The 13,021-nt window shown below is 72.4% G+C and carries 11 protein-coding genes; 4 read left to right on the plus strand and 7 right to left on the minus strand.

The window, feature by feature from the left end; translation table 11 throughout:
* Positions 1–153: 153 nt before the first annotated feature.
* Positions 154–2,103: a 1-deoxy-D-xylulose-5-phosphate synthase gene (gene dxs, locus DEI93_RS07360; protein ID WP_111026032.1), complete on the plus strand. Its 1,950-nt coding sequence runs from the start codon at positions 154–156 to the stop codon at positions 2,101–2,103.
* A gap of 106 nt (positions 2,104–2,209) precedes the next feature.
* On the opposite strand, the gene DEI93_RS07365 is transcribed toward dxs, so the two are convergent.
* From DEI93_RS07365 to DEI93_RS07390, 6 genes are all read right to left on the minus strand, one after another.
* Positions 2,210–4,378 carry a 3-hydroxyacyl-CoA dehydrogenase NAD-binding domain-containing protein gene (locus DEI93_RS07365; protein ID WP_111119080.1) on the minus strand — a complete coding sequence of 723 codons (2,169 nt, stop codon included), beginning with the start codon at positions 4,376–4,378 and terminating at the stop codon, positions 2,210–2,212.
* Between the two features lies 1 nt (position 4,379).
* Positions 4,380–5,591: a thiolase family protein gene (locus DEI93_RS07370; RefSeq protein WP_111008810.1), complete on the minus strand. Its 1,212-nt coding sequence runs from the start codon at positions 5,589–5,591 to the stop codon at positions 4,380–4,382.
* Positions 5,592–5,668: 77 nt separating this feature from the next.
* Entirely contained in the window at positions 5,669–6,937 is a 1,269-nt protein-coding gene (locus DEI93_RS07375) for an HRDC domain-containing protein (RefSeq protein ID WP_502868540.1), read from the minus strand.
* On the minus strand, positions 6,930–7,526 hold the full coding sequence (locus DEI93_RS07380; protein ID WP_146244338.1) for a DUF3000 domain-containing protein: 597 nt from the start codon (positions 7,524–7,526) through the stop codon (positions 6,930–6,932). The genes DEI93_RS07375 and DEI93_RS07380 overlap by 8 nt, the downstream gene beginning before the upstream one ends.
* Positions 7,527–7,700: 174 nt before the next feature.
* Positions 7,701–8,135, minus strand: coding sequence for a SufE family protein (locus DEI93_RS07385; protein ID WP_111008812.1), 435 nt, complete (start codon positions 8,133–8,135; stop codon positions 7,701–7,703).
* Positions 8,132–9,055 carry a sulfurtransferase gene (locus DEI93_RS07390; protein ID WP_111012495.1) on the minus strand — a complete coding sequence of 308 codons (924 nt, stop codon included), beginning with the start codon at positions 9,053–9,055 and terminating at the stop codon, positions 8,132–8,134. The genes DEI93_RS07385 and DEI93_RS07390 overlap by 4 nt, the downstream gene beginning before the upstream one ends.
* 172 nt (positions 9,056–9,227) lie before the next feature.
* Between DEI93_RS07390 and zapE the strand changes: the two genes are divergently transcribed.
* The 3 genes from zapE to DEI93_RS07405 all read left to right on the plus strand — a co-directional run bounded on the left by zapE (position 9,228) and on the right by DEI93_RS07405 (position 12,505).
* The gene (gene zapE, locus DEI93_RS07395; RefSeq protein WP_111008814.1) at positions 9,228–10,256 is read left to right on the plus strand and encodes a cell division protein ZapE; all 1,029 of its coding nucleotides are present in this window, start codon (positions 9,228–9,230) and stop codon (positions 10,254–10,256) included.
* Positions 10,257–10,499: 243 nt separating this feature from the next.
* Positions 10,500–11,774: an ammonium transporter gene (locus tag DEI93_RS07400; RefSeq protein ID WP_111012494.1), complete on the plus strand. Its 1,275-nt coding sequence runs from the start codon at positions 10,500–10,502 to the stop codon at positions 11,772–11,774.
* A 71-nt stretch (positions 11,775–11,845) separates the two neighbouring features.
* Positions 11,846–12,505 (plus strand): tyrosine-protein phosphatase, encoded by a 660-nt coding sequence (locus DEI93_RS07405; RefSeq protein WP_181434640.1) that lies wholly within the window; start codon positions 11,846–11,848, stop codon positions 12,503–12,505.
* A 145-nt stretch (positions 12,506–12,650) separates the two neighbouring features.
* Here DEI93_RS07405 and DEI93_RS07410 read toward each other — a convergent pair whose 3' ends face one another.
* Complete coding sequence (locus DEI93_RS07410; RefSeq protein ID WP_111119077.1) at positions 12,651–12,974, minus strand: hypothetical protein; 324 nt, start codon at positions 12,972–12,974, stop codon at positions 12,651–12,653.
* Positions 12,975–13,021: the final 47 nt, after the last annotated feature.

Raw genomic sequence — 13,021 nt, forward strand, 5'->3', positions numbered from 1 at the left:
GACCGGTGGACGGACGGGAGGGAGGGTGCGACTGGCACCGTCCCTCCCGTCCGTCCAGGTCACCATCTGCGCGACGAGCCCCGCGCCGCCAGCAACCAGACCGTTCTGCGGTGGCGCGAATACACTGAGCGTTCGCCCACGAAAGGAGCGTCCGTGAGCCTGTTGTCCGGCATCCGGTCGCCACGCGACCTGAAGCGTCTGTCCGACACCCAGATGGTCGAGCTCGCAGCGGAGATCCGCACGTTCCTCGTGGCCGAGGTGGCGAAGACGGGCGGGCACCTCGGGCCGAACCTCGGCGTGGTGGAACTCACCCTCGCCATGCACCGGGTGTTCGACTCGCCGCACGACCCCATGGTGTTCGACACCGGGCACCAGTCGTACGTCCACAAGCTCATCACGGGGCGACAGGACTTCAGCGGCCTGCGGACACAGGGCGGTCTCGCCGGGTACCCGCAGCGATCCGAGTCCGAGCACGACATCGTCGAGTCCTCGCACGCGTCGTCGTCGCTGTCGTGGGCGGACGGCATCTCGCGGGGGTTCCAGCTCACCGGGCAGAGCGATCGCACCGTCGTGGCCGTGGTCGGTGACGGCGCGCTCACCGGCGGCATGACGTGGGAGGCCCTCAACAACATCTCGGACGACAACGACCGCCGTCTCGTCATCGTCGTCAACGACAACGGCCGCTCCTACGCGCCGACGATCGGCGGCATGGCACGGTTCCTCAACCAGGTGCGGACGCGGCGTGAGTACCGCGAGATGTACGAGCGCACCCAACGCTTCGCGAGCCACTTCGGGCATCCCGGACGTGCCGTGTACCGGGGACTCCGGGGCGGCATGCACGGGTTCCTGTCGCGGTTCACGAACAACGAGGCGCTGTACTCGAACCTCGACATCAAGTACATCGGACCGGTCGACGGCCACGACGAGCGCGCGCTCGAAGCCGCGTTCCGGCAGGCGAAGGACTACGGGACGCCGGTCATCGTGCACGCGATCACGGAGAAGGGGCACGGCTTCGAGCCCGCGCTCCGCGACGTCGCCGACCAGTTCCACGCCGTCGGGCACATCGACCCCGAGACGGGCGAGTCACTCGAGAGCGCGAGCGCCGGACCCGCCTGGACGGACGTGTTCGCGGAGGCACTCGCGCAGGCCGGCGACGACGACGAGCGCATCGTCGCGATCACCGCGGCGATGCTCCGGCCGACGGGACTGCACCGGTTCCAGGAGCGGCACCCGGAGCGCGTGTACGACGTGGGGATCGCCGAGCAGCACGCCGTCACCACGGCAGCGGGGCTCGCGTTCGGCGGACTGCACCCGGTCGTGGCGCTCTACGCGACGTTCGTGAACCGCGCGTTCGACCAGGTCCTCATGGACGTCGCCCTGCACCGCGCCGGCGTGACCTTCGTGCTCGACCGCGCCGGCGTCACCGGTCCGGACGGGCCGAGCCACCACGGTATGTGGGACCTCGCGATCCTGCAGGTCGTCCCGGGCATCCGCATCGCTGCGCCCCGTGACGCCAGCACCCTCCGCGAGGAGTTCCGCGAGGCCGTCGCCGTCGACGACGCCCCGACCGTCGTGCGGTTCCCGAAGGGCGCGGTCGGGCCGGACATCCCCGCGGTGCACCGCCTCGCGGACGGCGTGGACGTGCTCCGGTCGGCCTCGGACTCGTCGGACGCCGAGGACGTCCTCATCGTCGCGGTCGGGGCGATGGCACCGATCGCGCTCGACGTCGCCGCGCTCCTCGAAGCGCAGGGCATCGGCGCCACGGTGGTCGACCCGCGATGGGTCGTGCCCATCGCGACCTCGCTCGTCGACCTCGCGCGCGACCACCGGCTCGTCATCACGCTCGAGGACGGCGTCCGCGTCGGGGGCATCGGGACGCGCCTGCGGCAGGACCTCCGCGCGGCCGGGGTCGACACCGCGGTGAACGAGCTCGGGCTGCCCGACGCGTTCATCGACCACGCGTCGCGGTCCCAGATCCTCGAGCAGGTCGGACTGTCGGCACAGGCGATCGCGCGCGACGTGATCGACCAGGTCGTGGGCACGAAGCTGCCGAAGGCGAAACCCGCCCCCGCTCGCGAGTCGTCGGGCTCGGCGCAGCGCTGACGGCGGCGGGGTCCCCGACCGCCGTCGCACCGCCGGGGTGCCGGTCGCGCCGGGGCATCCCTGTTTCCGAACGGGATGCCCCGGTGCGACGCGGCCGGAGCGGCGCTCAGCGGGAGGCCGGACCCACGATCCGCGGGTCGTGGAACGTGCCGCCGAACACCCGCTCGGACGCGCCGACCCGGTCGAGGTACGGGCTGATGCCGCCCGAGTGGAACGGGTACCCGGCGCCGAGGATCAGCCCGAGGTCGATGTCCTCGACGGCGGAGACGACGCCCTCGTCGAGCATGCGGTGGAGCTCGTCCGCGAGGCCGTCCTCGAAGCGTCGCTGGATCTCGGCCGCGGACGACGGTGTCGCGTCCTTCCTCGCGGGCGCGACGAGTTCCACCGCCACCCGGTCGTACCCGGTCACGGCGCCCTTCTTGTCGCGCGTCGTGATGGCACCGTGCTCGGCGAGCCGCCGGAGTCCGTCGCCCGGCCAGTAGCGGTCGGGGAACGCCTGGTGGTGGGAGTCGAGCACGTGGGCGCCGACGGGCAGACCGACGAGTTCGAGCAGCTCGAACGGCGACATCGGGAGGCCGAGCGGCGCGGCGCCCTCGGCCACGACCTCGAACGGGGTGCCCTGCTCGACGCCGCGCATCGCCTCGCCGAGGACCCGGGCGAGCACACGGTTCACGACGAAGCCGGGGGCGTCCGCCGTGATGATCGCGGTCTTCTTCAGCGTCCGCGCGACGGCGAGTGCGGTCGAGACGGCCTCGTCCGACGTCCGCGGTGCGCGGACCACCTCGACGAGCGGCATGACCGCGACCGGGTTGAAGAAGTGGAAGCCGACGAGGCGGTCCGGGTGCTCGAGCGCGTCGGCCATGGCCTCGACCGAGAGCGACGACGTGTTCGTGGCGAGGATCGCGTCCGGGGCGACGATCTGCTCGACCCGGCGGAGGACGTCCTGTTTGACGCCGAGTTCCTCGAACACGGCCTCGATGACCCAGTCTGCGTCGGCGAACGGCTCGAGGGACACCGTGCCGGAGACGAGGCCCACGATCCGGTTGGCGTCGTCGGGCGAGATCCGTCCCTTGCCGAGCAGCGCGTCGACCTCGCTGCGGATCCGGGCCACCCCGGCATCGACGCGGCCCTGGTCGAGGTCGGTGATGACCACGGGCACACCGAGACGGCGGGCGAACAACAGCGCGAACTGCGACGCCATGAGTCCGGCACCGAGCACGCCGACCTTCGTGATCGTCCGCGGAGCGGCCTCGGGTGCGCCGACCGGACGCTTGGCGCGCTTCTGCACGAGGTCGAACGCGTACATCGACGCGGCGAACTGGTCGCCGCTGATGAGTTCCGCGAGGGCGTCGTCCTCGGCCGCGAACCGGTCGTCGAGGCTGCCGGAACGGGCGGCGGCGACGAGGTCGAGAGCGACCCGGGGCGAGCGCGGCACGGTGCCGATCCGGCCCGTGACCTGCCCTCGGGCGACCTTGACGACCGTGCCCCAGGTGGCCTTGGCGAGGGTGCCCGGCTCGTTCGGGCGCTGCACCGTCACCCGACCGGACAGCACGCCGTCGGCCCAGCGCAGCGCATCGGTGAGGAACATCGCCGAGGGCACGAGCGCATCGCCGATGCCGAGTTCGACGGCGGTGGGCCCGTCCATGAGCCGGTTGTTCTTCAGCGGGTTCTCCACGATGACGCGGAGCGCGCGCTCGGGCCCGATGAGCCGCGGGAGCAGCGTCGCGCCGCCCCAGCCGGGGATGATCCCGAGGAACACCTCGGGCAGCCCGATGCCCTGCGCCGCGGACGAGAACACGCGGTAGGTGCAGTGCAGCGCGACCTCGAGTCCGCCGCCGAGGGCCATCCCGTTGACGAAGGCGAACGACGGCACGCCGAGGTCGCCGAGCCGCCGGAGGGTGTCGTGTCCGAGCCGGGCGAGCGCGTGCGCGGTCTCGCGGTCCGGCACGCGGGAGGCCTGGGAGAGGTCGGCGCCGGCGGCGAGGCAGTACTGCTTGCCCGTGATGGCCGCGGCGCGGATCGTGCCGGCGGCGGCGTCCGCGCGCACCTGGTCGAGCGCCTCGCCGAGCGCCCGGAGCGACCGCGGGCCGAGCGTGTTGGGGCGTTTGTGGTCCTTGCCGTTGTCGAGTGTGATGAGCGCCAGACGGCCTCCGGAGGGCAGCGCCACGTGGTTGACGTGGGCGTTCGTGACGACCTCGTCGGCCGCGAGCGCCTCGAGTCGGTCGAGCACGGCCTGGTCCGGTGCCGCGGTGGCGTTCGTGCCGGTCGTGGTCATGTCAGGCCGCCTTCCGTGCCGCGCTGCGCGAGAAGCCCGGGTTCTCCCAGACCACCGTGCCGCCCTGCCCGAGTCCGATGCACATCGTCGTGATCCCGTACCGGACCTCGGGGTGCTCGGCGAACTGGGCGGCGAGCTGGGTCATGAGCCGGACACCGCTCGACGCGAGGGGGTGGCCGACCGCGATGGCCCCGCCCCACGGGTTCACCTTCTCGCTGTCCTCCGGGATGCCGTAGTTGTCGAGGAACGCCAGGACCTGCACGGCGAACGCCTCGTTGATCTCGAACAGCCCGATGTCGTCGATCGACAGCCCGGCCTTCCGGAGCGCCTTGTCCGTCGCCGGGACGGGTCCGACGCCCATGACCTCGGGGTCGACGCCGGCGAACGCGAACGACACCATGCGCATCTTCGTCGGGAGTCCGTGCTGCTTCGCGCCGTCCTCCGAGGCGAGGAGGCTCATGGTGGCGCCGTCATTGAGGCCGGCGGCGTTGCCGGCGGTGACCCGTCCGTGGGGCCGGAACGGTGTCCCCAGCGCGGCCAGGGCCTCCAGAGTGGTGCCGGGCCGCGGCGGTTCGTCGCGGTCGACGACGTCCCAGCCCGATCCGGTCGCGACCGCGACGGGGACGAGGTCCGGCTGGAGCTTCCCGGCCTCCCACGCCGCCTGGTACCGCTGCTGGGAGCGGACGGCGTAGGCGTCGGTGCGGTCCTTCGTGATCGCGGGGAACCGGTCGTGCAGTCGTTCCGCGGTGTTGCCCATGACGAGTGCGTCGCCCGCGACCATGCGCTCGGCGAGGAACCGGGGGTTCGGGTCGACCCCGAAACCCATCGGGTGCCGACCCATGTGCTCGACCCCGCCGGCGATCGCGACGTCGGCGGCGCCGAACGCGATCGCCCCGGCCAGGGTCGTCACGCTCGTCATCGCGCCGGCGCACATCCGGTCGATCGCGTACCCGGGAACCGACTTCGGGAGGCCCGCGAGCATGCCGACCGTGCGGCCGAGCGTCAGTCCCTGGTCGCCCTGCTGGGTCGTCGCGGCGACCGCGACGTCGTCCACGGCGGCGCCGTCCAGCGACGGGTTCCGGTCGAGCAGACCACGCATCGCGTGCGTCGCGAGGTCGTCCGCCCGGGTGTTCCAGAACACCCCCTTCTCGCCGGCGCGTCCGAACGGGGTCCGGACACCGTCCACGAAGACGACGTCTGATGCCTTGGTCACATGAGCCTCCTGATCTTCCTCGATCATCGCCGACGCTATGCCGGGCGCGACCCCGGAGCGAGTCGGTTGGCCGGTTCCTACGAGGCGGACTCGCCGCCCGGCTCGTCGGCCTGTCCGGCTGCCACAAACGCGGCGGCGATGCGGTCCGCGGTCTCCTCGATCTGCCACGGGCGGGCGTCCAGCGCGGCCAGCGCGTCGGCGACGGTCTCGGGGGTCACGGGCGAGGGGGGCTCCCACGCGAGCGTCCGGAGGGTGTCCGGAGTGAGCAGGTTCTCGACCGGGAGCGCGAGCTCCTCGGCGCGCGCCACGACCGCCGGTCGCGCCGCCTTGTACCGGCGATCGGCCGCGGGATTGCGGTCCGACCACGCACGCGGCGGCGGGAGGGACGGCTCACCCGTTCCACGCACCGACGGGAGGTCCGTGGTCGCCCGGCCCTCCTCGACGGCGGCCCACCACCGGTCGAGTTCGCTGCGGCTCGCGCGTCCGGAGAACGTCTTGACGGCACCCAGCTCGCGCTTCGACGACGGGTTCGCGGCCGCGGCGGCGATGATCGCCGAATCCGGGATCGTGCGCCCGGGCGCGACGTCCGCCGCCTGGGCGTAGGCGTCACGCGCCTGCCAGAGCGCCCGTGCGATCGCGAGGGACCGCTGTCCGCGGAGCGTGTGCAGCCCCGAGAGCCGGCGCCAGGGCTCCGCGCGCGCGGGCTTCGGCACGCGCGTCAGGACCGCCGCGAACTCCTGTTCGGCGATGCGGGCCTTGCCGGACCGTTCGAGGCGCTCGGCCATCTCGTCGCGGAGGTCGACGAGGAGCTCGACGTCGAGGGCCGCGTACACGAGCCACGCCTGGGGGAGCGGACGTGTGGACCAGTCGGCGGCGGAGTGCTCCTTGGCGAGGTGGATCCCGAGGAGCTCCTCGACGACCGCGCCGAGGCCGACGCGGCTGAGCCCCGCGAGCCGCGCTCCGAGCTCGGTGTCGAAGATGCGCCGCGGCACGAGCCCGACCTCGCGGAGGCACGGCAGGTCCTGGCTCGCGGCGTGGAACACCCACTCCTCGTCCCCGATGACCGCTTGGAGCGCGGCGAACGCGTCGGCGTCCTCGGCCCTGATCGCGATCGGATCGAGCAGGAACACCCCGGCACCGCGGCGGTAGACCTGGATCAGGTAGGCGCGCTGGGAGTACCGGTAGCCGCTCGCGCGCTCGGCGTCGACCGCGACCGGACCGTGACCGGCTGCGATGTGCGCGACGGCCTGCCGGTACGCCGCGAGGTCCTCGATGACGCGGACGGTCGCGTGGGAGTCCTCGACGCCGGGGTCCGTTCCGTCGGGCGTCGTGCGCTGGTCAGTCACGGGCGAGCCGCCTCGGGGCGAGGAGGGTGACGCCGTCCGACGACGGTGGGAGTCCGGCGAGCATCGCGACGATGTCCTCCCAGGCCCGCACGTGCGCCGTGAGGTCGTCATCGGTGGGGCTCCACGAGGCACGGAGCTCAAGCTGGGCGCCGTCGCCCTGGGCGCTCAGCTCGCCGTAGCCGCGCGAGATGATCTTGGTCGCCGTGCCGGAGGCGTGGTCGTACGCGGCACCGTGCGCCGCGAGGGCGTCGACGAGCCAGCTCCACGTGACGTCGGCGACGAACTCGTCCACCCCGATCTCGGGCTCGAGGGGCGCCTGGGCGAACGTGACGACGCGGAACGGGCCGTACCAGCCCTCGGGCTCCGCCGGGTCGTACATGGCGATGAACCGACCGGTGCCGAGGTCGGAGTCGACCCCGTGAGCGATCCCCGAGACGTCGGCGGCCAACGCGAAGGAGTGCGGCGCCACCCGGCTCGGCGACGGGATCTCGGTCACGGTCGTCTCCGACCGGGTCGAGCCCTGGGCCACGAACGCCCGCAGGCGCGCGAACGCCTCGGGTTCCGCGGTCGGTGCAGGGGTATCGGACACCTCTGCAGACTAGGCTCCGGAGCCGGGACCGGGAGGGGCGGCACGCCGTCCGTCGGTCTGCTCGGCAGAGAGGACGCGTGCGATGACCGGAACGGCGTCGTCGGCGCGCCTCGCGAGGAGTGTCCTCACGGTCGGTCTCGGCGTCGGCACGGTCTCCCTCGGACGCACCGTGACCTACGCGGCGACGGCCGCCCGGACCTGCCGCTGCACCCGGCCGAGCATGCCGACCATGCCGCGGATCCGCAGCGGGCTCACGGCCTCGCTGAGTCCGAGCGTCAGCGGGTAGTCCGCCGGCACCGCCAGGACCTCGTCCGAGGTCAGTCCGCTGAGTCCCTGCGCGAGGATCGACGCGAAGCCGCGGGTGGTCGGGGCCTCGCGCGGAGCCGTGGCGTGCATCGTGACCACGCCGTCATCGACCGTGACGAAGATGAACACGGGGGACTGGCACTCCTCGACGCGCTCGAGCAGGTCCGGGTGCTCGGCGTACTCCTGCGGCAGCGCCGGGAGTTCGTCCGAGAACTCGAGCAGCAGCTGCAGGCGGTCCTGGAGCCCCAGCGCGAGGAAGTCGTCGCGGATCGTGGCGAGCGACGCGGGCAGCGTGTCGGTCATCGGGTCCGTCCCGCCGGGATGTCGCCCGGCTCGGTGCCCGTCGCGATCGGCACGCGCACCGCGCTGCCCCACTCGGTCCACGAGCCGTCGTAGTTCTTGACGTCCTGGATCCCGAGCAGGTGCGTGAGCACGAACCAGGTGTGGCTCGACCGCTCGCCGATGCGGCAGTAGGCGATCACAGCGTCGTCGTCGCCGATGCCCGCACCGTCGCGGTACACGGCGTCCAGCTCGGCTCGAGGACGGAACGTGCCGTCCGGCGCCGCCGCGGTCGCCCACGGGATGTTCGTGGCGGTCGGGATGTGGCCGGCGCGCAGCGCGCCCTCCTCCGGGTAGTCCGGTGCCGTGGTGCGCTCACCCGAGTACTCGGCGGGGCTCCGGACGTCGATCAGGGGCTCGCCGAGGTGCGCGAGGACGTCCTCCTTGAAGGCGCGGACGGCGCTGTCCCGCCGCTCGACCACGGGGTACTCGACCGGCGTCACCTCGGTCCGGTCCGTCGTCATGGGGCGACCCTCGGCCACCCACTTCGCCCGCCCGCCGTCGAGCAGACGGACGTCCTCGTGCCCGAAGAGGGTGAAGACCCACAACGCGTACGCGGCCCACCAGTTGTTCTTGTCACCGTGGATGACGACCGTCGTGTCGCGCGCGATCCCCTTGCCGCCGACCAGGCGCGCGAACGCCTCGCCGTCGATGTAGTCGCGCTGCACCGGGTCGTTCAGGTCGGTGTGCCAGTCGATCTTGACGCTGCCGGGGATGTGGCCGGTCTCGTACAGGAGCACGTCCTCGTCGGACTCGACGACGACGAGGTCGTGCTGACCGGGTTCCGCGGCCGTCAGCCGTTCGGCGAGCCACGCGGTCGACACGAGTCGCTCGGGGTGGGCGTACGCGGCGAACTGCTCGGACGGGTCGACCGGGGCGGTCATGGGTACCTCCTGGGCCCCTCGGGGCCGGTTCGGATCGTGCGGGTGGACATCGGACGCGGATAGCATCGACGGGCGGCGCCCGGACAACGCTACGCGTCCGCACCGTCCGTGGTCGATCAACGTGACGACGGGTGACGCTGTTCCCGATCCCTCGACGGAAGGTCCGCCCAGCATGCCGAACGACGCCGTCGGGACCCTGCCGCGTCTGGCGGACCGGGACCCCGTCGTCACGCCGGAGCAGATGGCCGCGGCGCTCGTCCCGCCGCCGCAGTTCGCCGACGCGTCGTTCGCCTCGTACCGACCCGACCCCGACTTCCCGTCGCAGGCCGAGGTCCGCGACGCCGTCGAGCGGTTCGTCGCCGACCGGCCCGTGTCCGCCCGCCGCGGACTGTTCGGCCGTCGGCGTCCCGCACCCGAGCCGACGACGTCGGGCGTGTACCTCGACGGCGGCTTCGGTGTCGGCAAGACCCACCTGCTGGCGGCGGCGTACCACGCGGAGACCGGCCGCCGGACGTTCGGGACGTTCATCGAGTACACGGCACTCGTCGGTGCGCTCGGGTTCCAGGGCACCGTGGACCTCCTCACGGGCACGGCGCTCGTGTGCATCGACGAGTTCGAGCTCGACGACCCGGGCGACACCATGATGATGACCCGGCTGATCCGGGAACTCGCCGAGCGCGGCACCCGCATCGCGGCGACGTCGAACACGCCGCCCGGGGCCCTGGGCGAGGGCCGGTTCGCGGCGCAGGACTTCCTCCGGGAGATCCAGGCGATGGCGGACCGGTTCACCACGCTCCGCATCGACGGGCTCGACTTCCGCCGCCGCTCCATCGACGAGACCGCCGCGACCGTCGACGACGTCGCCGCGGTCCTCCGCGCCCTGCCGGGAGGCCAGGCGCGCGTCACCGAGGACCGGTTCGCCGACCTCGTCGCGCACCTCGGGACGGTGCACCCCTCGCGGTACGTCGCGATGGTCGAGGGGCTCGACGCGGCCGGCCTCGTCGACGTCGTGCCGTTCACCGACCAGACCGACGCGCTCCGGTGGGTCGCGCTCGTGGACCGCCTGTACGACGCCCAGGTGCGGCTCGTGGCGTCCGGCACTCCGCTCGACCAGGTGTTCCCGGAGTCCATGCTCTCGGGTGGGTACCGCAAGAAGTACCTCCGTGCCGCGTCGCGCGTGGTCGCGCTGACGCGCGCCTGAACGCCGCTCCGGCGCGTCGGCTGCGCGTCGGCACCTGTTCGGGGGAGGTCCTCGGCTGCTGTCGAGCGCCGCGCCAGCCTGCCGAAACACAACGTTCACACGGCGGCGCGTCGTGTTACATCCGTGAAACACGCCGTGCTCCGGAGTGAAACCTCTCGTCGCCACACTGGTCCCACCCGAGGCGGGCCCGTCAGACGCGGACAGCGCCGCCGACGCGGTCCACAGCAACAGAGAGGTGAACAGATGCTCAACCAAGGTCAAACGGCCTTCATCTTGATCATGGCGGCGCTGGTGTTGTTCATGACGCCGGGCCTCGCGTTCTTCTACGGCGGCCTGGTCAAGGCGAAGAGCGTCATCAGCATGATGATGATGTCCTTCGGCGCGATCGGTCTCGTGAGCGTCCTGTGGGTGCTGTACGGCTACGCGATCTCGTTCGCGAACACCGGCCCCGGCACCCACGTCGTCGGCAAGGTCGGGTTCTTCAGCATCGACCTCAACCAGCTCGGCCTCGGCCAGGCGTTCGAGCAGTCGCAGGCGTCGACGCTCCACGCCACGTACCCCGACCTCGCGTTCGTCGGGTTCCAGGCCACGTTCGCGATCATCACGGTCGCGCTCATCTCCGGCGCCATCGCCGACCGCGCCAAGTTCGGCGCGTGGATGATCTTCTCCGGCATCTGGGTGACCCTCGTCTACTTCCCGGTCGCCAGCTGGGTGTTCAACCTCAAGTCCGGCATGTTCGCCACGTGGGGTGTCATCGACTTCGCCGGTGGCACGGCGGTCCACATCGACGCCGGTGCCGCGGGCCTCGCCCTCGCGATCGTGCTCGGCCGCCGCGTCGGGTTCGCCAAGGGTGCCCACAAGCCGCACAACCCCCCGTTCGTCCTGCTCGGCGCCGGCATCCTCTGGTTCGGCTGGTTCGGGTTCAACGCCGGGTCCGAGGGCGCCGCGGACGGCATCGCCTCGCTCGCGTGGATCAACACGCTCGCCGCACCCGCCGCCGCCGTGCTCGGCTGGCTCATGATCGAGAAGATCCGCGACGGCAAGGCCACCTCGGTCGGCGCGGCGTCGGGCGCCGTCACCGGTCTCGTCGCGATCACGCCCGCCTGTGCCGCGCTGACGCCCGGCTGGGGCGTCGTCCTCGGGTTCGTCTCGGGCATCATCTGCTGCTTCGCGATCGACTGGAAGTACCGCCTCGGCTTCGACGACTCGCTCGACGTCGTCGGCGTCCACCTGGTCGGCGGCATCGTCGGCACGCTGTGGCTCGGGTTCTTCGCGAACACCACCGGCCTCATCTACTCCGGCTCGTTCGTGCAGCTCGGCAAGCAGGCCACCGCGGCCGGCGTCGTGCTCGTCTACTCGTTCGTCCTCGCCTTCGTCATCGGCTGGATCGTCGAGAAGACCATCGGGTTCCGCGTCCGCGCCGAGGACGAGGTCGCGGGCATCGACACCGCCGTCCACGGCGAGGAGGGCTACGTGCTCTACGAGGAGGCCGACCGCACCCCGGTCTCCGTCCGCTGACCCACGCGACACGCACGACGCCCCCGGCTCCGCGCCGGGGGCGTCGTCGTGTCCGGTGGCAGACTGACGCGGTGACCACGACGACACCGCCCACGCTCGCCAACTTCCGTGAGGTCGGCGGACCCGGGTTCCAGGCGGGGCGGACCCGCACCGTCTACCGCTCGAACACCGAGGACGTGCCGGCCACCGCCTACCCCGTCGTGCTCGAGACGGTCGTGGACCTGCGCCGCGGCGACGAGGTCGCCGCGCTCGCGCACCCGCTCCGCGCGGCCGCGGGCTACCGGAACGTGCCGCTGTTCGACCCCGCGGCCGGTGAGGAGTCGGCCCCCGACGCCCTCGAGCTCCGCGACCAGTACGTGGACTGGCTCGTGCGGCACCGAGCGACGATGCTCCTCGTGTTCCGCGCCCTGGCCGAGACCGAGGGCGACGTGCTGGTCTGTTGCTCCGCGGGCAAGGACCGCACCGGCGTCGTCAGCGCGTTGCTCGCCCGGCTCTGGGGCGCGGACCTCGACCGCATCGGCGCGGACTACGCCGCGACCGGGGCGGCGCTGGCGGACCGTTTCGCCCGCGAACGCGCTGAGGCTGCCGACGCCGAGCACTTCGACCGGAACGCCCGATCGGAGGCCGCCACGGCCGTCGCGGTCGTCGAGCACGTGGAGGAGCGGTTCCTGTCCGTCCGCGGCTACCTGCGCTGGCTCGGGCTGAGCGACCGCGAGGTCGACCGGCTCTGACCTCGGGTCCCGGCCCCCGGCCCGGGGACCGCGAGATCGCGGACGATGCCGCCCTGTCGTGTGTCAGAGCGGCATCTCGTGCGACCTCGATCGTCCCGGGGACCGGGTCCGGGGTCCCGGGGTCCGGGGTCCCGGCGTCAGGACATCACGGCAGGTCGGCGCCGTCCGCGCGGTCGCCGCCCGGTGCCTCCTGGTCGTCCTGCTGGGTGCCCGAGGACGCGTCGCCGGCCGCATCGGCCGCGCCGACCATCGCGTCGCCGCCGCGCGCGTCGTCACCGAGTGCGGCCAGGGCGCTCTGCTCCTGCTCGCCCCGGTCCTCCCGGTCGAGGCCGGACGAGCCGTCCTCGGCGCGACCCATCTGCTCCGGGTGCTGGTCCATGTGCCGGTCGCCCGACTCGGATGCCTCGTGCTGCAGGCTCGCACCCACGCTCGCGGCACCCTCGTTCATCCCGCCGCGGTCGTTCACCATGTCGTCGTCCTCTCCGAGTTCTCGGCCACCGGATGGGTGACCGGCGC

This window comes from Curtobacterium sp. MCBD17_035, assembly GCF_003234815.2.
Lineage (GTDB): Bacteria > Actinomycetota > Actinomycetes > Actinomycetales > Microbacteriaceae > Curtobacterium.

Bases quoted from the DNA above. Each gene is read 5' to 3' on its own strand.
- zapE (WP_111008814.1), top strand. From the start codon at position 9,228: ATGCCGAACGACGCCGTCGGGACCCTGCCGCGTCTGGCGGACCGGGAC.
- DEI93_RS07390 (WP_111012495.1), bottom strand. From the start codon at position 9,055: ATGACCGCCCCGGTCGACCCGTCCGAGCAGTTCGCCGCGTACGCCCAC.
- DEI93_RS07410 (WP_111119077.1), bottom strand. From the start codon at position 12,974: ATGGTGAACGACCGCGGCGGGATGAACGAGGGTGCCGCGAGCGTGGGT.
- DEI93_RS07365 (WP_111119080.1), bottom strand. From the start codon at position 4,378: ATGACCACGACCGGCACGAACGCCACCGCGGCACCGGACCAGGCCGTG.
- DEI93_RS07385 (WP_111008812.1), bottom strand. From the start codon at position 8,135: ATGACCGACACGCTGCCCGCGTCGCTCGCCACGATCCGCGACGACTTC.
- DEI93_RS07400 (WP_111012494.1), top strand. From the start codon at position 10,500: ATGCTCAACCAAGGTCAAACGGCCTTCATCTTGATCATGGCGGCGCTG.